Consider the following 22,457-nt stretch of genomic DNA (forward strand, 5'->3'; position numbering starts at 1 on the left):
TTTCAAGCCGGCGTCAGCTCTGCCGGCTCGAAGTGGTAGTCGGTCGAGCAGAATTCGCAGGTCACCGTGATCTGCCCGTCTTCCGTGCTCGCTTCGATCTCCTCAGCGGTGAAGCCCTGGAGAACGCCCTTCAGGCGGTCCCGGGAACAGCTGCATCGATCATGGACCGCCTGAGGCGCATAGGCACGAACGCCGCGCTCATGGAACAGGCGGAAGAGCAGCCGCTCGACGCCGACCAGGGGATCGGTGAGCTCGTCGGCGTCGATCGTATCGACCAGCATCCGGGCTTCGTCCCAGGCTTCGTCACCATGCAGGTCCGTATCGCGGTCGTCGCCGTCGCCACCATGCAGGTCCGGATGGCGCATGCGCTCCGGTGCATCCGGCAGGAACTGCGCGATGAGGCCGCCGGCGCGCCAGGTCCGGCGCGGCTTGCCGTCCTCGTCGCGGTCGAAGAGCTCGGCAGCGCCCAGACGCACCCTGGTCGGGATCTGTTCCGACTGGCGGAAGTAGACCCCGGCAATGTCCTCAAGCGAGGTCCCGTCGAGCGGCACGATGCCCTGATAGGGCTGCATGTAGGCGCCCTGGTCGATGGTGAAGGCCAGCATGCCCTCGCCGAGCAGTTCTTCGGGCGATGCGCGACCGGAAGCCACCGCATCCGCCACAGCCTGTTCATCGAAACGGGCATAGGCGCGCACGCTTTCGGGCGAGCTGAAATCGGCGACGAGCAGGTCGACCGGGCCGTCACCCTTGGTCTGGACCGTGAACTTGCCTTCGAACTTCAGCGAAGTGCCGATCAGCACCGTCAGCACGATCGCTTCGGCGAGAAGCCGTGCGACCGGCGCCGGATAGGCGTGACGGTCGAGGATGGAATTGACCAGCGGTCCGAGCTGCACGGCGCGACCACGCACGTCGAGACCGTCCACCTGGAAGGGGACCACACGATCGTCGCCGGCGAAACCGAATTCGCCGAGTTCTGCTTGTTTCATCGCCATGAATGTACTCCCGGCACACGGGGTGCCATACGCTTGGCCGCCTGAGCGGCCCGATCAGAAAGGGCACAGATGGGATCACCTGCGCCAAACGTCAAGTCGGACATAAATTGCCTGAAACCGGCCTCAGATTGCGCCGAGGCACCAGGCGAGGATCGATTTCTGCGCATGCAGGCGGTTCTCCGCCTCGTCGAAGACCACCGACTGCGCGCCGTCGATCACCTCGTCGGTCACTTCCTCGCCGCGATGCGCCGGCAGGCAGTGCAGGAAGAGTGCCTCGTCATTCGCCTTCTTCATCAGGTCTGCATTGACCTGGAAAGGCTGGAAGACATTGTGGCCGCGCGCCTTGTGCTCCTGGTTCATCGACACCCAGGTGTCGGTAATGACGGCATCGGCACCGGTCACCGCGCGGTCGGCATCATGGCAAAGCATGATCTCGCCGCCATTGTTGCGAGCCCAGTTGAGGATCTTGTCATCCGGTTCGGAGCCGAGCGGCACGGCCATGTTCATGCGGTAGCCGAAGCGGGCAGCGCCTTCGACCAGTGAATGAAGGACATTGTTGCCATCGCCGGTCCAGGCCAGCGTCTTGCCGGCGACGGAGCCCCGATGCTCCTCGATCGTCATGATGTCGGCCATGATCTGGCAGGGATGCGTCATATCCGTCAGAGCGTTGATGACAGGCACCGTCGCGTGTTCCGCCATTTCAAGAAGGCGGGCATGGTCGGTCGTGCGGATCATGATGGCATCCACATAGCGCGACAGCACCTTGGCGGTGTCACCGATCGTCTCCGCACGGCCGAGTTGCATTTCGGTGCCGGACAGGAACAACGTCTCGCCGCCCAACTGGCGCATGCCGACATCGAAGGAAACACGCGTGCGCGTCGAGGGCTTCTCGAAGATCATCGCGAGCATCTTGCCGGCGAGCGGCTTGTCGGCGGTGCCGGCTTTCGTCGCCTGCTTGCGGGTCTTTGCGTCTTCTAGAATGCTGCGCAGATCCCCTGACGTCATGGCGGAGAGATCGAGAAAATGCTTGGAAGAGGCCATGAGAGAGCGTCCTGTCTTAGGCAGAGGCTGCGACTGCAGCTTTGGCGCGGATCTGTTCGGCTGCGTGTTCGATGCGGGCAAGGCCGTCGCGCGCTTCCTCTGCCGTGACCGTCAGCGGCGGCAGCAGGCGGATCACGTTGTCACCGGCGGGAACACCGAGCAGATGCTCGTCACGCATTGCCATCAGAAGGTCGGTGTTCGGAACCTTGGCCTTGATCCCCAGCATCAGGCCTTCGCCGCGCACATCCTCGATCACATCCGGGAAACGATCCTTCAGTGAAGCGAGGCCCTGGCGGAAGACCAGCGCCGTGTCGCGCACGTTGTCGAGAAAACCGTCCGCCAGCACGACATCGAGCACGGCATTGCCGACGGCCATGGCGAGCGGGTTGCCGCCATAGGTCGAGCCGTGGGTGCCGGGTTTCATGCCAGAAGCGGCCTCCTCGGTCGCAAGGCAGGCACCGAGCGGGAACCCGCCGCCGATGCCCTTGGCGACCGCCATAAGGTCTGGGGTGATGCCGGCCCATTCATGCGCGAAAAGCTTGCCGGTCCTGCCGACGCCGCACTGGACTTCATCAAGGATCAGCAGCAAGCCGTGCTCGTCACAGAGGTCGCGCAGTGCCCGCAGCATTTCGACAGGGATCGGACGGATGCCGCCCTCGCCCTGGACCGGCTCGACCAGAATGCCAGCCGTTGAATCCGTGATCGCGGCCTTGAGTGCCTCAAGATCGCCGAACGGCACCTGGTCGAAGCCAGGCGCTTTGGGGCCGAAACCTTCCAGATATTTCTCCTGGCCACCCGCGGCGATCGTCGCAATGGTTCGACCGTGGAAGGCGCCTTCCATGGTGATGATGTGGAATTTCTCCGGATGCCCCTTGGCAAAGTGGTAACGGCGGGCAGTCTTGATCGCGCATTCCAGCGCTTCTGCGCCGGAATTGGTGAAGAAGACGCGCTCGGCGAAGGTGACCTCCGCCAGGCGCCTGGCCAGCGCCTCCTGACCCGGCACTTCGTAGAGGTTCGACAGGTGCCAGACCTTGTCGGCCTGGTCCTTGAGGGCACCGACGACATGCGGATGACCATGACCGACAGACGTGACGGCGACACCGGCTGCGAAGTCGAGATAGCGCTCGCCGCTTTCCGTCACCAACCAGACGCCCTCGCCTCGTTCGAAACGCAGAGGCGCCCGATTATAGGTCTGGTAGAGCGGCGTAGCTTCGGCCATGGCGTTCACGATCCTTTTCGACAATCCGTCACACCGGACGGTGCGGCCTCCACGAGGCTCCGAAAAAATTAAAAATGCCGCCTTGCGGCGGCGCGGGCACTATCCCCACTCACCCTTGCAATGTCAACGTTTTCTGCAGGAATCGCGGCAGTTGGAGCGATTTCGGCCAACACGCGCAGGACGAGTGCCGGCGAAGATTCCATCTGTTGCATACTTGACTCACTCGGGAAGCAAGTTGGGGAAAACCGCGAAATCGATTCCAGATGATTCCCGCGACTCTTGTCACGGAGTCAGCCGACCTCTAGGTTAAATTTCATTAACAGATTGCATGCGGCGGAAGTGCTCACCGACAATATCGAGGCGGTTTTGTTTCGGATTCATTCGAAGCAACGGTGACGGATTCTGCCATGACAGACGCGAGCGGCGGAGATGAATGGCATGAACTGGACTGATGAGAGGGTTGAAAGACTCAAGCGCCTCTGGGCCGAAGGCCTGAGCGCAAGCCAGATTGCAGCGCAACTGGGCGGCGTAAGCCGAAACGCCGTAATCGGCAAAGTGCACCGGCTTAACCTTCCGGGTCGCGCCAAGGCAGGAGGCAACTCGTCTGCGGCACGTCCGGCCAAGCGCCCTGCACAGACGCAGCGTCCGGCAAGTTTCCAGAACCGCCCGGCAGCCAGCACGACCACCCGCACCGTCACCCGCGCTGCAGGCGCCACGATGCTGAAGGAAGAGATCGAGGTCGAGGCCTACGAAGAGGTCGAAGTTCGGCGTTCCCTGAACGTGGTTGTTCCGATTTCGCGCCGCCTGGCACTGACGGAACTGACCGAGCGGACCTGCAAGTGGCCGATCGGCGATCCGATGAAGGACGACTTCCACTTCTGCGGCTGCGAAATCGCCGACAGCGCGCCCTACTGCACTTACCATGCAAAGCTCGCCTATCAGCCGGTCAGTGAACGCCGCAAGGCTCGCTGATCCCTCGGCCAGAGACAGAGACATCCAACGGGTCCTTCGGGGCCCGTCTTCTTTTGGCGCCCGCACCAACAAGGAAAAGGGGCCGCAGCGGATGATCCGCGCGGCCCCTTCGATCGTCTTGCAAGCCGGTTCAGGCTTCCATGGAGTAGCCCGCACCGCGAACCGTGCGAATGACATCCTGCATGTTGGAGAAATTCAGCGCCTTGCGCAGGCGGCCGACATGCACATCGACGGTGCGCTCGTCGACATAGATATCATGTCCCCAGACACCGTCCAGCAGCTGAGACCGGGAATAGACGCGCCCCGGGGAGGCCATGAGGAATTCCAAGAGCCGGAATTCCGTCGGACCGAGACGAACCTCGCGGCTCTTGCGATGAACACGATGTGTCTCACGGTCGAGCTCTATGTCCCCGCAACGCAGGACACTGGAGAGAACCTCGGGCTTGGCACGCCGCAGCATGGCCTTGACGCGAGCCATCAGTTCCGGCGTGGAGAAGGGCTTCACGACATAGTCATCTGCTCCCGTCGCCAGGCCACGAACCCGCTCGCTTTCCTCGCCACGGGCCGTCAGCATGATGATCGGCAGGCGCTCGGTTTCGGGGCGCACACGCAGGCGCCGGCAGAGCTCGATGCCCGAGACGCCCGGGAGCATCCAGTCGAGGATCAAGAGATCGGGAACCCGCTCCTGCAGGCGGATCTCTGCCTCGTCCCCCCGCAGGATCGTCTCGACTTCGTATCCCTCGGCTTCAAGGTTGTAACGGAGGAGGACCGACAGGGCCTCCTCGTCTTCCACCACGGCTATCTTCGGCTGCATCAAAAACCAACCTCGCTGGCCAACATCACTCGGTGATCGCACCGACGGAAGAGGTGAGGTCTTCCTTCGGGCGCTCGCCTTCCGGCTGTGCGCCGGTCGTCATGTAATAGATCGTCTCCGCGATATTCGTCGCGTGATCGCCGATACGCTCGATGTTCTTGGCGCAGAACAGAAGATGCGTGCAGCTCGTGATGTTGCGCGGATCTTCCATCATGTAGGTCAGGAGTTCGCGGAACAGCGAGGTGTAGATTGCGTCGATTTCTTCGTCGCGATCACGGATCGACTTGGCCTTCTCGGCCGAGCGCGTCGTATAGACGTCGAGCACTTCCTTGAGCTGGGCAAGCGCCAGGTCCGAGAGATGTTCGAGGCCACGGGCGAGCTTGCGCGGAACGCCGGTCGCCTGAATGGCCACCACACGCTTGGAGTTGCTCTTGCCGAGATCGCCGACACGCTCGAGGTCCGCAGCGATGCGAAGAGCGCCGATGATTTCGCGCAGGTCTGATGCGACCGGCTGGCGCTTGGCGATGGTCACGATCGCCTTGTCACCGATCTCGCGTTCCATGGCATCCATGACGACGTCGTCAGAAATGACCTTCTGCGCAAGTGCGGCGTCGGAATTGACCAGCGAGCGCACGCTTTCGGCGACCATCTGTTCCGCAAGACCGCCCATTTCGGAGATGCGGCGCATCAGGAACTTCAGTTCCTCGTCGAAGGCCGAGTAGATGTGAGAGGAGCCCATTTGAAACGTCCTTGAAATTGAGTTCAACCGTGAATGACGTCAGGGCTCAGCCGAAGCGGCCCATGATGTAATCCTGGGTGCGCTGGTCATCCGGGTTGGTGAACATCTTGTCAGTGTCGTTCTCCTCGACCAGCTCGCCGAGGTGGAACATAGCCGTGCGCTGGGAAACGCGGGCGGCCTGCTGCATCGAGTGGGTTACGATCACGATCGTGAAGTTCTCGCGCAGTTCATGGATCAGCTCCTCGACCTTTGCAGTCGCGATCGGGTCGAGCGCCGAGCAGGGCTCATCCATCAGGATGACTTCGGGGCTGACGGCAACGGCACGCGCGATGCAGAGACGCTGCTGCTGACCACCGGAGAGGCCGGTCCCGGCAGAGTCGAGACGATCCTTCACCTCATTCCAGAGGCCGGCCTTCTGCAACGCGATCGAGACGATCTCGTCCAGCTCGGCCTTGTTGCGGGCCAGGCCGTGAATGCGCGGACCATAGGCGACATTTTCGTAGATCGATTTCGGGAAGGGGTTGGGTTTCTGGAAAACCATGCCGACCTTGGCGCGCAGCTGCACGGGGTCAACCTTGGGGTCGTAGATGTTTTCCGCATCGATCTGGATGTTTCCCTCGACGCGGCAGCTCGCAATCGTGTCGTTCATGCGGTTGATGCAGCGCAGGAAGGTCGACTTGCCGCAGCCCGACGGTCCGATGAAGGCCGTCACGGAGCGGGGGCGGATGTCGATGTTGACGTCCTTGAGGGCGTGCTTGTCACCGTAAAACACCTGCACGTTGCGGGCGGTGATTTTGCTTTCAGTCATGGGTGGCGCTTTCGTCGTGGTCATCTTGGTCGCGAGATTGTTCATCATCATATAACTCCTTACCAGCGACGCTCGAAGCGGCGACGAAGAATGATTGCGATCAGGTTCATCAGGATCAGGAACACGAGGAGCACGATAATCGCACCGGAGGCACGCTCCACGAAGGCCGGGTCGCCACGCTGGGTCCAGTTATAGACCTGGACCGGCAAAGCGGAGGCCGGCTGGAAAAAGCCGTCCGGTGGACCGGCCGGGTATTCGCGCACGAAGGCAACCATGCCAATCAGGAGCAGCGGCGCTGTTTCACCGAGCGCGCGGGCAAGACCGATAATCGCGCCAGTCAGGATGCCCGGCATGGCCAGCGGCAGGACGTGATGGAAGATCGACTGCATCTTCGAGGCGCCGACGCCGAGTGCCGCATCGCGGATCGACGGAGGCACGGCCTTGAGTGCCGAGCGGGTGGCGATGATGATCGTGGGCAGCGTCATCAGCGTGAGAACGAGACCGCCGACGATCGGAGCCGATTGCGGCAGGCCGACAAAATTGATCAGGACGGCAAGGCCCAGAATACCGAAGACGATCGAGGGCACGGCGGCGAGATTGGCGATATTGACCTCGATCAGGTCGGTGAACCAGTTCTGCGGCGCGAACTCCTCGAGATAGATCGACGTCGCGACACCGAGAGGTAGCGACAGCACCAGCACGATGAGCATCATATAGGCTGAACCGATGATGGCGACACCGAGGCCTGCCGCCTCCGGACGCGTATCGGATGCGTCAGGCGCGGTGAAAAAGCCCCAGTTGAACTTGGTCACCAGAATGCCGGCTTCCTTCAAATTGTCCGCAAGAACGAGCTGTTCCGGCGAGACATTGCGATCGAGAGCCGCGCTCTCCATCGTCACGCGACCCTTGTAGTAGCCGTCAATACGGCCACCGGCGAGGAAGTCGAAGGGGTAGGTCTGGCCGATAACGGAGGGATCGGCGATGACGAAGCGACGCAGATCGGCGGCCGCTTCCTTCGAGATGAGCTCGGCAGCAGCCTTGGGCGTCAGGCCCTCGGCAGCAAGTCCCTTGTCTTCCAGCGCCTTGGCCACGGCCTGCTCGATGAGCGGCGCATAGCCAAACGTGGTGACCTTGGCAATGTCCGCCGGGTCGCGATTGCCAGCCTTGTCGAGCTTTGCCGGATCCAGATAGACGTCCAGCGTGACGAAGGTCTGCTGGAACGAGGACAAGCCGTTCGACATGATGGAGAGCAGAAGTCCGATCAGTGCAACGATGCCGAAGGTGACGGCTGCCTTGCCCCACATGCGGAAGCGGACTTCGGCCTTGTTGCGGTTGCGCGTGCGATCATCGACCGTGAGGATCGACTTCTTTTCCGCAGGCATCGGGGATCCGATAGCGGTGAGATCGGTCATTCGTACTGCTCCCGGTACTTGCGGACAATGTAAAGGGCCACGACGTTGAGGCCGAGGGTGATGACGAAGAGGGTGAGGCCGAGGGCGAAGGCGACCAGGGTCTCGGGACTTGCGAATTCCGTGTCACCGGTCAGCTGGCTGACGATCTTGACCGTTACCGTGGTCATCGCCTCGAAGGGATTGATGTCGAGCTTGGCAGATGCGCCGGCTCCGAGAACCACGATCATGGTCTCACCAATGGCGCGGCTCGCGGCCAGCAGGATCGCACCGACAATGCCCGGAAGTGCCGCCGGAAGAACCACCTGCCTGATCGTCTCAGACTGGGTCGAGCCCAGCGCGTAAGAGCCATCGCGCAAAGTCTGCGGCACGGCGTTGATGATATCGTCCGACAGCGAGCTGACGAAGGGGATGATCATCACGCCCATTACGAGGCCCGCAGTCAGGACGGAAGACGAAGACGTCCCGAGACCCAGGGGCTCGGCGAAATAATCACGGAGGAAGGGACCGACAGTGACCAAGGCGAACAGACCGTAGACGATGGTCGGAATGCCCGCCAGAACTTCGATTGCCGGCTTGACGATGCTGCGGGTGGTCGGACCGGCATATTCCGACAGATAGACCGCGATCATCAGACCGATCGGGACTGCGACGATCAGCGAGATGATGGAGACGTAGAAAGTGCCCCAGAGCAGCGGCAGGATGCCAAGTTCAGAGCCACCACGGAATTGCGGGTTCCAGACGGTCGAGAAGAAGAACTCGCTCGCCGGATACATGGTGAAGAATACGTAGGTTTCAAAGACGAGCGATCCGACGATCCCGACAGTCGTCAGAATGGCGACCAGCGACGAGAGGAGGAGCACCGTCTTGACGAAACTTTCGCTCAGATTGCGTGCGCGCAGTTCCGGGTTGATGCGGATATAGGCCAGCGGCAAAGCGGCAATGGCAAGCGCCAGCACGGCGATCGTCATCAGCAGGTGACCGAAATCGGACTGGCTACGGTAAGACTTGGCCGCCTCGAAAACTTCCACCGGCACGTCTGAGCCGAGAGCAACGCCGACCTCGGCGAGCCGAGCGCGGACATTGCCGGCGTCGAGCGCCTCGACATTGACGTCGGCACCGGCCTCGGCAGCGCGAGCCTCGACAGCGCTCAGACCATCCGCTATGCGCCGGACATCCGCCATGACCAGACTCTGGGCACCACCCTCGGGCACGATGCTGTCGGGAATGGTCGCCGCGATGCGGCCTTCAACGATTACCGGCTGAATGAAGAGCCAAGCCATCAGCAACAACAGAGCCGGGACAGCCGTGACAAGGCCGACGACCTGTCCGTAATAGCCGGGCAGAGAGTGAAGCTTCGTGCCGCGTGCGGCCGAAACGGAAAGAGCCTGCCGCCGGCCGAGAACGAAGCCGAGTGCCGCAAGCACTAGAATACAGAGGACGATGATGCTCGCGTTCATGTTACCCGCCATTTCCCCAGCAGAAAGAAACCGGCGGCACGCTTCGTGCCGCCGGTCGCTGCGTCAGATCAGTTCAGCGGCGCCATCGGCGTGCGGGCCTTGACGGCTTCCTGCGTCTTGGCCAGCTCCGGGTCGGAAACGAGACCGTAGGCAGCCAGCGGGCCATCCGGGCCGGCCATTTCGTCCGAGACGAAGAACTCTACGTATTCCTGGAGACCCGGGATGACGTCGAGATGCGCGTTCTTGACGTAGAAGTAGAGCGGACGCGAAACCGGGTATTCGCCCTTGGCGATGGTTTCGACCGACGGCACGACGCCGCCCATGGTTGCTACGCGCAGCTTGTCGGTGTTGTTCTGGTAGAAGGACAGACCGAAGACGCCGATCGCGTTCTTGTTGGCGTCGACGCGGGAGAGCGTCTCGGTGTAGTCGCCGTCGATGTCGACCGATACGCCATCGGTGCGGAGCGCCATGCAGCCTTCTTCAGCCTTGTCTTCGTCGCCACCGGCTGCCGTCTTCAGGGCTTCAAACGTGCCGTTATCTTCGCAACCAGCAATGATGACCTTGGTATCGAACACTTCGCGGGTGCCGTGCTTGGTGCCCGGAACGAAGGCCAGGATCGGCTGAGCCGGCAGGTCGGCGCGGATTTCATTCCAGGCCTTGTAGGGGTTGTCGACCAGCTGGCCGTCCTTGACGACCTTGGCCGCGAGAGCGTTGTGCCAGTCAGCGGCGGTGAAGGCATATTCCGGACCATTGATGTCCGAGGCAAAGACGATGCCGTCGTAACCGATGCGGACTTCCTGGATGTCGGTCACGCCGTTGGTCTTGCAGAGCTCGATGTCAGACTTGGAGATGCGCGACGACGAATTGGCGATGTCGATGGTGTTCTCGCCCACGCCTTCGCAGAGCTTCTTGCGGCCAGCGCCAGAACCGCCGGACTCAACAACCGGAGTCCCGAAGTCGGTGTTTTCGCCGAAGGCTTCGGCAACGATAGAGGCATAGGGCAGAACGGTGGAGGAACCAGCAATCTGGATCTGGTCGCGGGCTACAGCAGCGCCGGCGAAGGCCACGGAGGCCGCCAAGGCAGCTACGGAAAGTTTCAGAGCGTTCATGATCATCTCCCGGAATGGGCTTGTGTGTCTTTGCGGCCGTCGCGGCGAGTGCCAAGCGTCGACCGCTGCGTTCTAGCGGCTCTAGGCTCACGCTTTTATGTCAGTTGGGTGAAACATTTGTGACAAAGATAGTCGTTGAAAAACAACAACATATGCGGTCGACAGCTCTGGGCATTGCCGTTTTATGTCAGAAGCGCACGGTAAATTCGCTGCCGGAGCCGATCTTGGACTTCACAATCAGGCGCGCACGGTGCCTCGTCAGGATGTGCTTGACGATGGCGAGCCCCAGACCGGTGCCCTTTTTCGACCGGCTGTCCTCGACACTGACTCGGTAGAAGCGCTCCGTGAGGCGCGGCACGTGCTCGCCCGGAATGCCCGGACCATGGTCGCGCACGCTCACTTCTGTCGCGCCGCCCGGTTCACGACGCAGCGACACCTCAACCACCTTGCCGTCCTGGCCGTATTTGCAGGCGTTCTCGATCAGGTTTTCGAAGACCTGTACGAGCTCGTCGCGCTCGCCCATCACCTCGACCTTTTCGTCCGGCAGATCGAGCCTGATCTCGACCCCGAGGTCGGCTGCGAGCGGTGCGAGGCTATCGCGCACATGCCCGAGGATCGGCGCGAGTTCCACTTTCTGATCCGGCGGCAAATGGGCCTTCAGTTCCAACCGGGATAGAGACAGGAGATCGTCCACGAGACGGCTCATGCGGTTCGCCTGATCGAGCATGATGGCGAGGAAGCGGTCCTTCGCCTTCGCGTCGTCACGGGCCGGTCCCTGCATGGTTTCGATGAAGCCGCGCAAAGAGGCGAGCGGCGTGCGCAGTTCGTGGCTGGCATTGGCGACGAAATCGCTGCGCATCCGGTCCAGGCGCCGCAGCTCCGAAATGTCGCGGAAGGAGAGAAGAAAATAGGCTGTCGCTTCCGCCCCGTCGGAAAGCACGGGGGCAACGCGGACGATATAGACCCTTTCCGAGGGAAGGCGTTCGGAGTGCTCGATCTGGTTCGGCTCGCCGGTTTCGATCGTCTCGCGGATCATGTCGAGAATGCCGGGCGAGCGCCAGCGCGTCGAGACATGCAGTCCGGCCGGCGGCGTGCCGAAGACCTTCTCAGCCTCCTGATTTCCCGCAATCAGCTCGGAAGCCGCATTCAGCACGAAGATCGGCATATCGAGCGCATCGAGCGAAGCAAGGATCAGCGGCAGCGGGTCTGGCGGCGGCTCGGGCGCAGCGAGAGCCGGCGCAATCACGCTCTGACCGTCCTTTGACGGCCATTGGCGGAAGACCGCGAGCAGGAACAGGAGCACGAAGAGAGTGACGGCCAAGCCGGTGGCGGCCCCGGTCGCCCAGGCGCCGACTGCGAGGATCGCCGCAGACAGAATGTAGGGCCAAGCGGAGAATACCCGCCTGAGTTCGGCGCGCCAACCGTCGCCCGATCCGGCGCCGCCGGTCCTCATATCCTTTGCCCCGCTGTCGTCTGCCATTGCGCGCCGCGCGCTCCGCCTCGTCATCACTGGATGCCTGATAACTGCGATTCATGACAGAAGTTACACCACTCCACCATCGCACCACGCGGCTTATCCCCGCCTGTGCATTCGACCAGACCTGGAACCGACCCGCTTGAACTTCATTTCGGCATAGGCTCAAGTAGCAGAAATCCAACAAAGCAGACGGGGAAGACGATGGACGCGCAGACGGAAAGCCGGGCAGTGACACTGACGGTCGGAGGCAAGCAACAGGTTTTCGATGTCGACCAGCCAGACCTGCCGGACTGGATCGAAGACGAAGCCCTGAAGTCCGGAGGCTTCCCCTACAACAAGAAACTCTCGCAGAAGAAATACAATGCGGAGTTGGAGCAGTTGCAGATCGAACTCGTCAAAGTGCAGTTCTGGATGCAGAAGACCGGCGAACGGGTCATGGCGCTGTTCGAGGGCCGCGATGCGGCAGGCAAGGGTGGAGCGATCCATGCAACGCTCTCCTACATGAACCCGCGCTCCGCCCGGGTGGTCGCCCTGACCAAGCCGACGGAGACGGAGCGTGGCCAATGGTATTTCCAACGCTACATCTCGCACTTCCCGACGGCGGGGGAATTCGTCCTCTTCGACCGCTCCTGGTACAACCGTGCCGGCGTCGAACCGGTCATGGGCTTCTGCACGCCGGACGAATATGAAAGCTTCCTGGAGCAGGTGCCGCGTTTCGAAAAGCTGATCGAACGGGAAGGCATTCGCTTTTTCAAGTTCTGGCTGGGCACCGGGCAGGAAATGCAGCTGAAGCGCTTCCATGATCGCCGGCACGACCCGCTGAAGTGCTGGAAACTGTCACCCATGGACATCGCCGCACTAAACAAGTGGGACGACTATACGATGAAGCGGGACCGGATGCTGAAGGAGACGCATACTGAGCGTGCGCCCTGGACCGTGCTGCATGCCAACGACAAGCGCCGCGCACGACTGAATCTGATCCGCCATATGCTGCTGTCACTCGACTACGACGGCAAGGACTTGGAAAACATCGGCAAGCTGGACAAGAAGATCATCGGTAGCGGGCCGGACTTTCTGGCCTGAGAGAGTTGCCTCCCGAGACCGCCCTGCCCGCTGCCGCGATCATTGTCCGGGCAGGACGCGAATGGCATAGAGATTTACACCGCGTCCGCCGCCCTCGATGTCGGCATTGATCAGGAGGCGCCCCGGCGTGGAGGGCGCCATGTCGTTCTCGAAGGAAACGCGAAAGAGCGCGTCGAGCTTTTGCGGATTAACCGTGAAGCGGTGGCGCGGGCAATCGCTCATGCGTGGGAAGTCGCATTCCACCGATATCTGGACCGGCTTGTCGTCTGTCGATTGCAGTGTAAGCGCAATGGTGGACGTACGGCCGGCCATTTCCCGAAGGACGTCTGCCGGCACGGTCACTTCGACGGCACCCGCTGCGTCACGGCTGCGCGAAACGATCTGGGCGGCATTGCCATCGCCGGCCGCAACGATATCGACCAGGGCATTGGCGCGCGGCCGGATCGCGGAGACCTGCTGCGGCTCGAACACCTCGATCCAGTCATCGGGAAACCCGCCGCGGGCATCGAGCGCCTGGGGACCGGCCGCGCCTTGCGACAATGCCGGATCGGGCGTTCCGGAGAAGTCCTCGGACTCGACACGCGGGGGCGGATTGGGCACGGACGTGTCGCGCTCCGCATCCGACAGCAGCAGGCCGGACGAATAGACCCACCACGCGCCGATCCCGAGGGTCGCGACAAAGACCGAAAGCATCAGGAGGCGCGCCACGAGGCCGCGCCGACGTCGCGGTGCCTTCAGCGGCCGCTCCGAGCGCATGTCGGGCATGGGACCCTCGTCATTCGCATGGGCGTCGTGCGCCAATGTGGATGACATTTCGATCTCATCGTCGAAGGAGGGATCGCCCTGACCCGCCGCCCGGGAGACCGGTGGGTCAAGGGATGCAAAACCCGGTTCGACGCGGCCTCCGCGACGCTCCGGCAAAGGTGTTGTTGCCGGTTCCGGCGCCGCGCGCAGCGTCGGCGCCACCGGAACAGCAGCTTGCGGAGCAGAAACCTCCGGCCTTACCTCCAGCCGGGCGCGCTCTTCCTGTTCGATCGAATGGATGAGCGCCTCAAGCCGGCGCCGCTGATAATTGATCGCCTCGGGGTCATCGATGTTCTGCTTGCCCAGCCCCGTCTCCAGGGCCTGTCGCGCCGACTGATAGACACGGGCGCGCGTCTCCGCATTGGCGCGGTCGGAACGCTCGAGGGCGTTCCTGATGGCCGTTTCCAATCCACTCATTGGCCGCCATACTCCTTCGGGGGTCGCCCAAGCCACATCGCAATCATCGTATAGATTCGGTAAACGCTCGATTTTTCCAGCACAAGCCCGGAAACCCCGTATGCAGCGCAATAAACACAGGAATGAGGCCAGATCGCCCCGGCCGCGCGCGGGCCAACGAAGGCGGCTTTGCCCGTTCACAGCGCGAATTGTGCAGCCCGGCTTTCCTCCCGGCGAAGGATCTGATATTTGACGTTTGCGTAAACGTAAACTTCCTGGGAGGTGAAGTGATGGCCCTGCCGCCGATCCTGAAAGACACTCTGAGACTACCCGTCGTCGCCTCGCCGCTCTTCATCATATCACACCCGAAACTGACCTTGGCCCAGTGCAAGGCCGGTATTGTCGGCTCGTTCCCGGCACTCAATGCCCGGCCCGAGGCGCAGCTCGATGAGTGGCTCGCCGAGATCACAGAGGATCTCGCATCCTACAATGCGAAGAACCCGGATCGTCCGGCCGCCCCCTTTGCGGTCAACCAGATCGTGCACATGTCGAACAAGCGGCTCGAGCACGACCTGATGATGTGTGTGAAATACAAGGTTCCTATCGTGATCTCCTCGCTCGGGGCCGTGCCGGAAGTGAATGCTGCCGTACATTCCTACGGCGGGATCGTGTTGCATGACGTCATCAACAACCGTCACGCGAACTCGGCGATCCGCAAGGGCGCGGACGGCCTGATTGCTGTTGCGACCGGGGCTGGCGGCCATGCCGGCACGCTTTCGCCCTTTGCCCTCGTCCAGGAAATCCGCGAGTGGTTCGACGGCCCGCTTCTTCTTGCCGGTGCGATCGCCAATGGGGGCGCGGTGCTCGCCGCCCAGGCGATGGGGGCCGACATGGCCTATATCGGCTCCCCCTTTATCGCGACCGAAGAGGCTCGCGCCTCGGCGGAATACAAGCAGGCGATCGTCGATGCCCATGCCAATGACATTGTCTACTCCAACTATTTCACCGGCATTCACGGCAACTACCTGAAGCCTTCCATTGCGGCCGCAGGCCTCGATCCGGACAATCTGCCGGAGGCCGACCCGTCGAAAATGGACTTTGACAAGGCGACCACCGGCGCCAAGGCCTGGAAGGACATCTGGGGCTGCGGTCAGGGCATCGGCGCGGTCAAGGCCGTCGAGCCGGTTTCCGCCGTGGTCGACCGGCTGGAGCGCGAATACAGGAGCGCAAAAAAGGCGATTTGCGGCTGAGATCATCATTGCTGGCGTCCCCGCGGATCCAAGTTTCGGGGACGCCAGCATCGGCTTTTTCGGACCCCGCCTGCACTCGCCGCATCCATCCTCCGCCTTCTTCAGCGGGCGAATAATTGGCGAACGGAAAGTCGAGGACGAGGCGGGACTGCAGTTGGACGCCAATCAAGGAGGCTTTGCGGAACTGCCCTCGCAGTTCGAGGACGACACGGGCGCATTTGGACAACTGGCCCAAGACTTGGCCGCTTAACCAGAAGCGCCCGCCCGGTTGCGGCCGGTGATTTTTTGTCCCGCGGCCGAAATGCGTCTTGAAATCAGCAGGCAATCCTTGTATCAGCCCCTCACCAAACGCGGCAGGCTAAATTCCTGCTCGACGTAGGCCGCTTTAGCTCAGGTGGTAGAGCACATCATTCGTAATGATGGGGTCGCAGGTTCGAGTCCTGCAAGCGGCACCATTTCTCAAAGAAATTCTGAGGCTCCGGCCTTCCCCGCCGAAGCTTTCTGTGCAATGAGCGCCGTCGGGCGCGAGTGCCGTAAACTTTAGTACGGGCTCGGGCGGGTTGATTGACGTCTCTCCTGCTGCAGCGCGATTACGCTGCCGTCCATTTGCCAATCCACATTCGTTGAAGACGCGAAAAAGGGCCCCGCTTCACGAGGCCCTTCGATGGTGGTGTTATGACGATACCCAATCAGATCCAGTACGGCGGAACACCGTAGTAGTCATAGACCGAGCGGCCGTTGTCGCGGTACCAATCTTCGCTGTCATCTCGGTGCTTCGGCGCCGCCTCGACCTGCTCTTTGGTGAGATCGATTCGATAGCCGTCGAGGCCCTCGTCATAGGTCAGCTTTTCCCAGGGCAGCGGGTAATAGTCGTCACCGATACCCCAGAAACCACCGAAGCTCAGAATTGCATAAGCCACGCGGCCCCCACGTTTTTCCAGGATGATACGCTGGATCGAGCCGATGCGTTCGCCGTCGCGGCCGTAGACCGCAGTGCCTTCGACCTTGTCGCTGGCAATCAGGTTTGGAGTATCCTTGACATAGGGATCCTGGCCACTGGTGGTCGTTCGATTTTCCTGCAACATTGAGATATCCTCCGTCTTGCTTTTCGATGAACGGATAACGGCGCATGCGGGAGCATGGTTCCTTTCAAAACGCCACGGAGGTCCGACAGGATTGTTGACGTTTACGTCAAGGTTAGATAGCTTTGCCACAGTTGCACTGCCGGCGTGAAAACGCGTAAGTTCTGGGGACCTGAGGAGGAATCGGCCCCCGCGACGGGCATGCAGACAACGAAGGTTTCGGGAGGAACACGATGACGGAAACTATGAGCCGCTTGAGCGGCCGCGCCGCCGACAAGATCTGGGTTAAGTCGTATCCGGCCTCCGTGCCGGCCGAGATCGCACCGCATGCTCATCAATCGCTCGGCGCGCTCTTCGAAGCGAGTTGCGCCAAGTTCGCCGACAGGCTGGCCTTTTCCAGCATGGGCCGCGGCATGACCTTCCGCGAACTGGAACTGCAATCGCGCAAGGTTGGCGCCTGGCTGCAGTCGAAGGGTCTCGCCAAGGGCGACCGTGTCGCCGTCATGACGCCGAACATCCTGCAGAACCCGGTGGCCGTCTATGGCATCCTTCGTGCCGGCATGATCGTGGTGAACGTCAACCCGCTCTACACACCGCGCGAACTCGAACACCAGCTCAAGGATTCCGGCGCCAAGGCGATCGTCGTCCTCGAAAACTTCGCCCACACGGTCGAACAGGTCGTCGCCCGCACAGAGGTCAAGCATGTCGTGGTTTGCGCCATGGGCGACATGCTGGGCTTTAAGGGCCACATCGTCAATCTCGTCGTGCGCAAGGTGAAGAAGCTCGTGCCCGCCTGGTCCATCCCCGGCCACAAGAGCTTCAAGGCCATGCTGTCGGAAGGCGAGAAGCTTACGCTGAAGCCGGTCGAAGTCATTTCGAGCGACGTCGCTTTCCTGCAATATACCGGCGGCACGACCGGCGTTTCCAAGGGGGCGACGCTGACCCATGCCAATCTCCTGTCCAACAAGCAGCAGATCGCGCTGTGGCTGGAGGCCGCCTTTGCGGGCCAGTCGCGCCCCGAGGTGCTGAACTTCGTCTGCGCGCTTCCGCTCTACCATATCTTCGCCCTCACCGTGAATTCGCTGATGGGCATTGCGCTCGGCGGCCACAATCTGTTGATCGCCAATCCGCGTGACATTCCGGGCTTCATCAAGGAGTTGCAGGGCTTCAAGTCGCATATCTTCCCGGGTCTCAACACGCTGTTCAATGCGATGATGAACAATCCGGAGTTCAAGAAGCTCGACTTCTCCTCGCTGATGCTCGTGCTTGGCGGCGGCATGGCTATCCAGCGGCCGGTGGCCGAGCGCTGGCTGGAGATGACGGGACGACCCATCACCGAAGGTTACGGGCTCTCCGAGACCTCTCCGGTCGCGACCGTCAACCGTCTGGATGCGCGCGAGTTCACCGGCATGATCGGCCTGCCCCTCCCCTCGACGGACATCGAGATCCGCGATGAGGACGGCAATACGCTGCCGGTCGGCGATGTGGGCGAAATCTGCATCCGGGGTCCGCAGGTCATGGCGGGCTATTGGCAGCGTCCGGAAGAGACGGCCAAGGTGATGAGCGATGACGGCTTCTTCCGCTCCGGCGACATGGGCCTGATGGACGAACGCGGCTATGTGAAGATCGTCGACCGGAAGAAGGACATGATCCTCGTCTCCGGCTTCAACGTCTATCCGAACGAGATCGAGGAAGTGGCCGTCATGCATGCCGGCGTCCTCGAATGCGCTGCCGTCGGCGTGCCGGACGAGCATTCGGGCGAGGCGGTCAAGCTCTTCGTGGTCAAGAAGGACGAGGACCTCACCATCGAGGAACTCAAGGCCCATTGCGCCGCAAACCTGACCAATTACAAGCGGCCCCGCTATATCGAGTTCCGCGCCGACCTGCCCAAGACCAATGTCGGCAAGATCCTGCGGCGCGAGTTGCGGGACGGAAAATAAATCGATTTAAATTTGGGGAGGCTGAGGCCTCCCCTTCATCTTGATCCTGTCTCAAGTCGCTAATAAGGTCCCCGGCATCATCGCCGAACCAGGGACATTCCGATGCAATCCATCATCGACACATTGACGAAGACGGTCCAGGCCACCCGTGCGGAAGACCTGCGTGCCGCATTCTCGGCCGATCCGCAGCGCTTCAGCCGTTTTACCGCAGCTCTCGACGACCTGTTGATGGATTACTCCAAATGCGCGGTGAACGACGAGGTGCTCGACCTGCTCGAGGAACTCGCAGCAACAGCCGGCGTGGCCGACAAGCGCGACCAGATGTTCTCCGGCGCGCCGATCAACTTCACGGAAGATCGCGCGGTCCTGCACACCGCCTTGCGCAACCGCTCCAACCGCCCTGTCATGGTCGACGGCCGCGATGTGATGGCAGACGTCAATGCCGTTCTCGCAGCCATGGGCGCCTTCGCCGAGGGCATCCGCTCGGGCGAGACCAAGGGGGCCACCGGCAAGGCCATCACCGATGTCGTCAATATCGGCATTGGCGGTTCGGATCTCGGTCCTGTCATGGCGACACTGGCACTCGCCCCCTTCCATGACGGCCCGCGCCTGCATTTCGTCTCCAATATCGATGGCGCCCATATTGCCGACACGCTGAAGACATTGTCTGCCGAAACCACGCTCTTCATCGTGGCATCGAAGACCTTCACCACGATCGAGACGATGACAAACGCGCAGACGGCGCGCGCCTTCGTCGCCGATGCGCTCGGCGAGGCTGCCGTCGGCCATCATTTCTGCGCCGTCTCGACAGCCCTCGACAAGGTTGCCGCCTTCGGCATCGATCCGACCCGCGTCTTCGGCTTCTGGGACTGGGTCGGCGGACGGTATTCGATCTGGTCGGCCATCGGCCTGCCGCTGATGATCGCGATCGGCTCCGACCATTTCGGAGAGTTCCTCGATGGCGCCCACGCCATGGACGAGCATTTTCGCACTGCCCCCTTCCGCGACAACCTGCCAATGCTTCTCGGCGCGCTCGGCGTCTATCATCGCAAGGTTCTGAACTACGCGACGCGCGCGATCCTGCCCTATGACCAGAGGCTGTCGCGCTTCCCGGCCTATCTGCAGCAGCTCGACATGGAATCGAACGGCAAGAGCGTGACGGTCGACGGAAAGCCGGTTGCCGGTGCCTCCGGCCCCGTCGTCTGGGGCGAACCCGGCACCAACGGACAGCACGCCTTCTACCAGCTCATCCACCAGGGCACGAGCGTCATCCCGGCCGAGTTCATGATCGCCGCCAATGGTTTCGAACCTGACTTGCGTCACCAGCATGAGCTGCTGATCGCCAATTGCCTCGCCCAGTCTGAAGCCCTGATGAAGGGCCGCACACTTGCCGAGGCCAAGAGCCAGCTCACCGCCAAGGGCATTGCCGGCGAAGAGGCCGACTTCCTCGCCCCGCACCGCGTCTTCTCCGGCAACCGCCCCTCGATCACCTTCGTCTATGACCAGCTGACCCCGTTTGCGCTCGGTCGCCTGATCGCACTCTATGAACACCGCGTCTTCGTTGAAGGCGTGATCTTCCGCATCAATTCCTTCGACCAATGGGGCGTGGAACTCGGCAAGGAACTGGCGACGGGGCTTCTGCCGGTGGTGCAGGGCAAGGTCGCGGCAACCGGGCATGACAGCTCGACTGCAGGGCTTGTCGCGGCACTTTCGGAGCGGAAGATGGGGTGAGACTGGAAAGGCCCCCGAGCGCTTACGCGCGACACGGCCGAGGGGCGGCGCCAAGAAACCCGTCGAATGGATGCGGCTGTCCGCACGCCCTCCCTCCGGTGACCCGATCCCTGCGGACCGTCATTGACAATCTCCCCTTTCAATGGTTCTTGGCGCGCAGGTTCCGAGCACCTGCCGCCTGCAGACGAAAGTCACGGTAAAGCCGGCACGCAGGTTTCTTCTCACCCTCGAAGCATTTCGTCGGTGGGCAATGCAGGCCCCCATCACAATCGAAATGCCTCTTCGGAGGAGTGAGTGATGTCTCTGCGACAATCGCCCGAAAATCGTTTTCTGACTGCCTCTCCTGGCAAGATCTTTGCCGCCACCGCACTGCCCATGATCGCGATCATGGGCATGAATGGCGTGCTCGGCATCGTCGACGCCTTCTTCCTCGGCCATTTCGTCGGCGCCGAGGCCATGGCGGCGGTCGGCATGACCTTCCCGATCCTCATGTTCACTATCGCGCTGTCGACCCTTGTGGGTGGCGGGATGTCGAGCCTGCTGGCGCGTCAGCTTGGCGCCGGCGATCGCGATGCAGCCACAGCGACCTTTGCAGGCGCACATGGCCTTGCCCTCTTCATTGCGTCTGCGCTTATCCTGCTCTTCTGTGCCGGGGGCAGAGGTTTCTCGATCAAGCTTGCCGGCTCCGACGGACCGATTGCCGACATGGTCTGGGTCTTCCTGGCGATTACCCTGTTCGGAACTCCCGTCCAGTTCCTCCTGGGTGTCCATGCCGATGCCTGTCGCAATGAAGGTCATGCCGGAACGATGGCCCTCATGTCGCTTGGTGTTACACTCGCCAACATCCTGCTGAACTACATTCTGGTGGCTCGGCTGGAGCTGGGCGTAGCGGGATCGGCCTTCGCTACGCTCTTTGCGCAGACACTTGGATTGAACCTGCTCGTCATCTTGCGCCGGCTTCTGCCCAATATGCTGCTATTGAGCATGGTTTGGCGAAGCCGGTGGACTGGCTCCTGGAAACGGATCGCGATTCTCGGGGCGCCTCTCTGCCTGGGTTTTGCCGGAATGGCGCTTTCCGCTGCCAGTGTCGTTATGGCCATGCGCTTTGCGGCAAGTGCCGACTATGCTAAAACCATCGCAGCCTACGGGATAGCGACACGCATCTTCGGGTTTGCCTTCATGCCAAATATCGCTGTCGGAATGGCCATGCAAAGCATTGTCGGCAACAATGTCGGCGCCGGACTTTATACGCGTTCCGATGCGGTGCTGCGGATCGGGGCTACAACGGCACTGCTTTACTGCATTGCTGTGGAGGGTCTGCTCCTCAGCCAGGGAAGCCTGCTCGGCGCCCTGTTTGTCACCGACCCGGATGTGATCAGCGAGGTGGGCCGGATCCTCCGGATCATGGGCGCGCTCTACCTGTTTTCAGGCCCTATCCTCGTGCTCGGCCTCTATTTCCAGGCGGTGGGCCAGCCGGCCCGCGCCGCACTGCTCACGGTCGTCAAGCCCATCATACTGGTGCCGTCACTGGTGACGGCGGCAACTATCCTGCTCGGTGGAAACGCATTGTGGTTTGCCTATCCAGCGGCCGACATCCTCGCTGCGGCGGCCAGCGCTCTCATCCTCGCGACCGCGATGAAGACACGGAGCCATGCCGGCCTCGGTCTGGCTGCAAGGGGAGCCCGGTCATGACCGTTAGAACCATTGCGGAAGCCAAGGCGCAGGCAAAGGCGCTGCGTGCCACCCTCGCTGCGGAGGGGACCATTGTCGGACACGCCAAAGCACTTGAACTGGTCGCGCATCAAAACGGCGCGCGCAACTGGAACACCTTGTCAGCCCAACTCGCGAAGGCGGCTCCAACCCGGTTTCATCTGCACCAAAGGGTCAGGGGGCATTATCTTGGTATGGCATTCGAGGGGGAGATTACCGCGATTACGTCTTCAAGCAGCGGCCACTCGGTGTCCATCCGGTTTGACCAGCCGGTGGACACCGTCACCTTCAAAGGTTTTACCAATATGCGGCGCGTCGCAAGAGGTGTCGTCGATGACAGCGGTCACTCCGCAGAAAAGACGTCAAACGGCATGCCGAATCTGATGATCAGTGGCGCCTAGGTCAGCGTTCGTGCTGTGAG

Annotated in this window: 19 protein-coding genes and 1 tRNA gene; 8 read left to right on the top strand and 12 right to left on the bottom strand. The window is 61.8% G+C overall.

Annotated features, from left to right (window positions below):
- Window positions 1-2 precede the first annotated feature (2 nt).
- The 3 genes from LJE98_RS03040 to LJE98_RS03050 all read right to left on the bottom strand — a co-directional run bounded on the left by LJE98_RS03040 (window position 3) and on the right by LJE98_RS03050 (window position 3,252).
- Window positions 3-992 (bottom strand): Hsp33 family molecular chaperone, encoded by a 990-nt coding sequence (locus tag LJE98_RS03040; protein WP_229573330.1) that lies wholly within the window; start codon window positions 990-992, stop codon window positions 3-5.
- A 123-nt stretch (window positions 993-1,115) separates the two neighbouring features.
- Window positions 1,116-2,033 carry an ornithine carbamoyltransferase gene (gene argF, locus LJE98_RS03045; protein WP_229573331.1) on the bottom strand — a complete coding sequence of 306 codons (918 nt, stop codon included), beginning with the start codon at window positions 2,031-2,033 and terminating at the stop codon, window positions 1,116-1,118.
- Between the two features lie 16 nt (window positions 2,034-2,049).
- The gene (locus tag LJE98_RS03050) at window positions 2,050-3,252 is read right to left on the bottom strand and encodes an aspartate aminotransferase family protein (protein ID WP_229573333.1); all 1,203 of its coding nucleotides are present in this window, start codon (window positions 3,250-3,252) and stop codon (window positions 2,050-2,052) included.
- Between the two features lie 438 nt (window positions 3,253-3,690).
- Here LJE98_RS03050 and LJE98_RS03055 point away from each other — a divergent pair, with 438 nt between their 5' ends.
- A complete protein-coding gene (locus LJE98_RS03055) occupies window positions 3,691-4,224 on the top strand; it encodes a GcrA family cell cycle regulator (RefSeq protein ID WP_229573334.1) in 534 nt (177 codons plus the stop codon).
- A 130-nt stretch (window positions 4,225-4,354) separates the two neighbouring features.
- Here the strand turns inward: LJE98_RS03055 and phoB are convergent, their stop codons facing one another.
- The 7 genes from phoB to phoR all read right to left on the bottom strand — a co-directional run bounded on the left by phoB (window position 4,355) and on the right by phoR (window position 12,016).
- Window positions 4,355-5,038: a phosphate regulon transcriptional regulator PhoB gene (gene phoB / locus LJE98_RS03060; protein ID WP_076391845.1), complete on the bottom strand. Its 684-nt coding sequence runs from the start codon at window positions 5,036-5,038 to the stop codon at window positions 4,355-4,357.
- 25 nt (window positions 5,039-5,063) lie between these two features.
- Window positions 5,064-5,777 (bottom strand): phosphate signaling complex protein PhoU, encoded by a 714-nt coding sequence (gene phoU / locus LJE98_RS03065; RefSeq protein WP_229573335.1) that lies wholly within the window; start codon window positions 5,775-5,777, stop codon window positions 5,064-5,066.
- Between the two features lie 46 nt (window positions 5,778-5,823).
- On the bottom strand, window positions 5,824-6,609 hold the full coding sequence (pstB, locus tag LJE98_RS03070) for a phosphate ABC transporter ATP-binding protein PstB (RefSeq protein ID WP_229573893.1): 786 nt from the start codon (window positions 6,607-6,609) through the stop codon (window positions 5,824-5,826).
- A 35-nt stretch (window positions 6,610-6,644) separates the two neighbouring features.
- Window positions 6,645-7,997, bottom strand: a complete 1,353-nt coding sequence (gene pstA, locus LJE98_RS03075) for a phosphate ABC transporter permease PstA (RefSeq protein ID WP_420710085.1) — start codon at window positions 7,995-7,997, stop codon at window positions 6,645-6,647.
- Window positions 7,994-9,454, bottom strand: a complete 1,461-nt coding sequence (gene pstC, locus LJE98_RS03080) for a phosphate ABC transporter permease subunit PstC (protein ID WP_229573336.1) — start codon at window positions 9,452-9,454, stop codon at window positions 7,994-7,996. The genes pstA and pstC overlap by 4 nt, the downstream gene beginning before the upstream one ends.
- A gap of 68 nt (window positions 9,455-9,522) precedes the next feature.
- Window positions 9,523-10,563 (bottom strand): substrate-binding domain-containing protein, encoded by a 1,041-nt coding sequence (locus LJE98_RS03085; RefSeq protein WP_229573337.1) that lies wholly within the window; start codon window positions 10,561-10,563, stop codon window positions 9,523-9,525.
- Window positions 10,564-10,750: 187 nt separating this feature from the next.
- A complete protein-coding gene (phoR, locus tag LJE98_RS03090) occupies window positions 10,751-12,016 on the bottom strand; it encodes a phosphate regulon sensor histidine kinase PhoR (RefSeq protein WP_420710099.1) in 1,266 nt (421 codons plus the stop codon).
- Between the two features lie 225 nt (window positions 12,017-12,241).
- On the opposite strand from phoR, the gene ppk2 reads away from it, so the two are divergent.
- Window positions 12,242-13,123 carry a polyphosphate kinase 2 gene (gene ppk2, locus LJE98_RS03095; protein WP_229573339.1) on the top strand — a complete coding sequence of 294 codons (882 nt, stop codon included), beginning with the start codon at window positions 12,242-12,244 and terminating at the stop codon, window positions 13,121-13,123.
- A 39-nt stretch (window positions 13,124-13,162) separates the two neighbouring features.
- Here ppk2 and LJE98_RS03100 read toward each other — a convergent pair whose 3' ends face one another.
- Window positions 13,163-14,344 (bottom strand): FUSC family protein, encoded by a 1,182-nt coding sequence (locus tag LJE98_RS03100; RefSeq protein ID WP_229573341.1) that lies wholly within the window; start codon window positions 14,342-14,344, stop codon window positions 13,163-13,165.
- Between the two features lie 269 nt (window positions 14,345-14,613).
- On the opposite strand from LJE98_RS03100, the gene LJE98_RS03105 reads away from it, so the two are divergent.
- Together LJE98_RS03105 and LJE98_RS03110 are read left to right on the top strand one after the other, a co-directional pair.
- Entirely contained in the window at window positions 14,614-15,573 is a 960-nt protein-coding gene (locus LJE98_RS03105) for an NAD(P)H-dependent flavin oxidoreductase (RefSeq protein ID WP_229573342.1), read from the top strand.
- A gap of 379 nt (window positions 15,574-15,952) precedes the next feature.
- A tRNA-Thr gene (locus LJE98_RS03110) sits at window positions 15,953-16,028 on the top strand.
- Between the two features lie 234 nt (window positions 16,029-16,262).
- Here LJE98_RS03110 and LJE98_RS03115 read toward each other — a convergent pair.
- On the bottom strand, window positions 16,263-16,658 hold the full coding sequence (locus LJE98_RS03115) for a PRC-barrel domain-containing protein (RefSeq protein ID WP_229573344.1): 396 nt from the start codon (window positions 16,656-16,658) through the stop codon (window positions 16,263-16,265).
- Between the two features lie 230 nt (window positions 16,659-16,888).
- On the opposite strand from LJE98_RS03115, the gene LJE98_RS03120 reads away from it, so the two are divergent.
- From LJE98_RS03120 to LJE98_RS03135, 4 genes are all read left to right on the top strand, one after another.
- The gene (locus tag LJE98_RS03120) at window positions 16,889-18,595 is read left to right on the top strand and encodes a long-chain fatty acid--CoA ligase (RefSeq protein ID WP_229573345.1); all 1,707 of its coding nucleotides are present in this window, start codon (window positions 16,889-16,891) and stop codon (window positions 18,593-18,595) included.
- Between the two features lie 102 nt (window positions 18,596-18,697).
- The gene (gene pgi, locus LJE98_RS03125; protein ID WP_229573347.1) at window positions 18,698-20,326 is read left to right on the top strand and encodes a glucose-6-phosphate isomerase; all 1,629 of its coding nucleotides are present in this window, start codon (window positions 18,698-18,700) and stop codon (window positions 20,324-20,326) included.
- Between the two features lie 297 nt (window positions 20,327-20,623).
- The gene (locus LJE98_RS03130; protein ID WP_229573349.1) at window positions 20,624-22,018 is read left to right on the top strand and encodes an MATE family efflux transporter; all 1,395 of its coding nucleotides are present in this window, start codon (window positions 20,624-20,626) and stop codon (window positions 22,016-22,018) included.
- Window positions 22,015-22,437 carry a glyoxalase superfamily protein gene (locus tag LJE98_RS03135; RefSeq protein ID WP_229573350.1) on the top strand — a complete coding sequence of 141 codons (423 nt, stop codon included), beginning with the start codon at window positions 22,015-22,017 and terminating at the stop codon, window positions 22,435-22,437. The genes LJE98_RS03130 and LJE98_RS03135 overlap by 4 nt, the downstream gene beginning before the upstream one ends.
- Window positions 22,438-22,457 lie beyond the last annotated feature (20 nt).

It is taken from the genome of Rhizobium sp. 'Codium 1', assembly GCF_020889605.1.
Classification (GTDB): Bacteria; Pseudomonadota; Alphaproteobacteria; order Rhizobiales; family Rhizobiaceae; genus Allorhizobium; species Allorhizobium algae.

What these genes read in the sequence shown, in the direction of transcription:
- LJE98_RS03105 (WP_229573342.1), top strand. Translation starts at nt 14,614, where the DNA reads ATGGCCCTGCCGCCGATCCTGAAAGACACTCTGAGACTACCCGTCGTC.
- LJE98_RS03050 (WP_229573333.1), bottom strand. Translation starts at nt 3,252, where the DNA reads ATGGCCGAAGCTACGCCGCTCTACCAGACCTATAATCGGGCGCCTCTG.
- argF (WP_229573331.1), bottom strand. Translation starts at nt 2,033, where the DNA reads ATGGCCTCTTCCAAGCATTTTCTCGATCTCTCCGCCATGACGTCAGGG.
- LJE98_RS03055 (WP_229573334.1), top strand. Translation starts at nt 3,691, where the DNA reads ATGAACTGGACTGATGAGAGGGTTGAAAGACTCAAGCGCCTCTGGGCC.
- phoB (WP_076391845.1), bottom strand. Translation starts at nt 5,038, where the DNA reads ATGCAGCCGAAGATAGCCGTGGTGGAAGACGAGGAGGCCCTGTCGGTC.
- phoU (WP_229573335.1), bottom strand. Translation starts at nt 5,777, where the DNA reads ATGGGCTCCTCTCACATCTACTCGGCCTTCGACGAGGAACTGAAGTTC.
- pstB (WP_229573893.1), bottom strand. Translation starts at nt 6,609, where the DNA reads ATGACCACGACGAAAGCGCCACCCATGACTGAAAGCAAAATCACCGCC.
- LJE98_RS03120 (WP_229573345.1), top strand. Translation starts at nt 16,889, where the DNA reads ATGACGGAAACTATGAGCCGCTTGAGCGGCCGCGCCGCCGACAAGATC.
- LJE98_RS03040 (WP_229573330.1), bottom strand. Translation starts at nt 992, where the DNA reads ATGGCGATGAAACAAGCAGAACTCGGCGAATTCGGTTTCGCCGGCGAC.
- LJE98_RS03100 (WP_229573341.1), bottom strand. Translation starts at nt 14,344, where the DNA reads ATGAGTGGATTGGAAACGGCCATCAGGAACGCCCTCGAGCGTTCCGAC.
- pstC (WP_229573336.1), bottom strand. Translation starts at nt 9,454, where the DNA reads ATGAACGCGAGCATCATCGTCCTCTGTATTCTAGTGCTTGCGGCACTC.
- pgi (WP_229573347.1), top strand. Translation starts at nt 18,698, where the DNA reads ATGCAATCCATCATCGACACATTGACGAAGACGGTCCAGGCCACCCGT.
- LJE98_RS03085 (WP_229573337.1), bottom strand. Translation starts at nt 10,563, where the DNA reads ATGAACGCTCTGAAACTTTCCGTAGCTGCCTTGGCGGCCTCCGTGGCC.
- LJE98_RS03135 (WP_229573350.1), top strand. Translation starts at nt 22,015, where the DNA reads ATGACCGTTAGAACCATTGCGGAAGCCAAGGCGCAGGCAAAGGCGCTG.
- phoR (WP_420710099.1), bottom strand. Translation starts at nt 12,016, where the DNA reads ATGAGGACCGGCGGCGCCGGATCGGGCGACGGTTGGCGCGCCGAACTC.
- LJE98_RS03130 (WP_229573349.1), top strand. Translation starts at nt 20,624, where the DNA reads ATGTCTCTGCGACAATCGCCCGAAAATCGTTTTCTGACTGCCTCTCCT.
- LJE98_RS03115 (WP_229573344.1), bottom strand. Translation starts at nt 16,658, where the DNA reads ATGTTGCAGGAAAATCGAACGACCACCAGTGGCCAGGATCCCTATGTC.
- ppk2 (WP_229573339.1), top strand. Translation starts at nt 12,242, where the DNA reads ATGGACGCGCAGACGGAAAGCCGGGCAGTGACACTGACGGTCGGAGGC.
- pstA (WP_420710085.1), bottom strand. Translation starts at nt 7,997, where the DNA reads ATGACCGATCTCACCGCTATCGGATCCCCGATGCCTGCGGAAAAGAAG.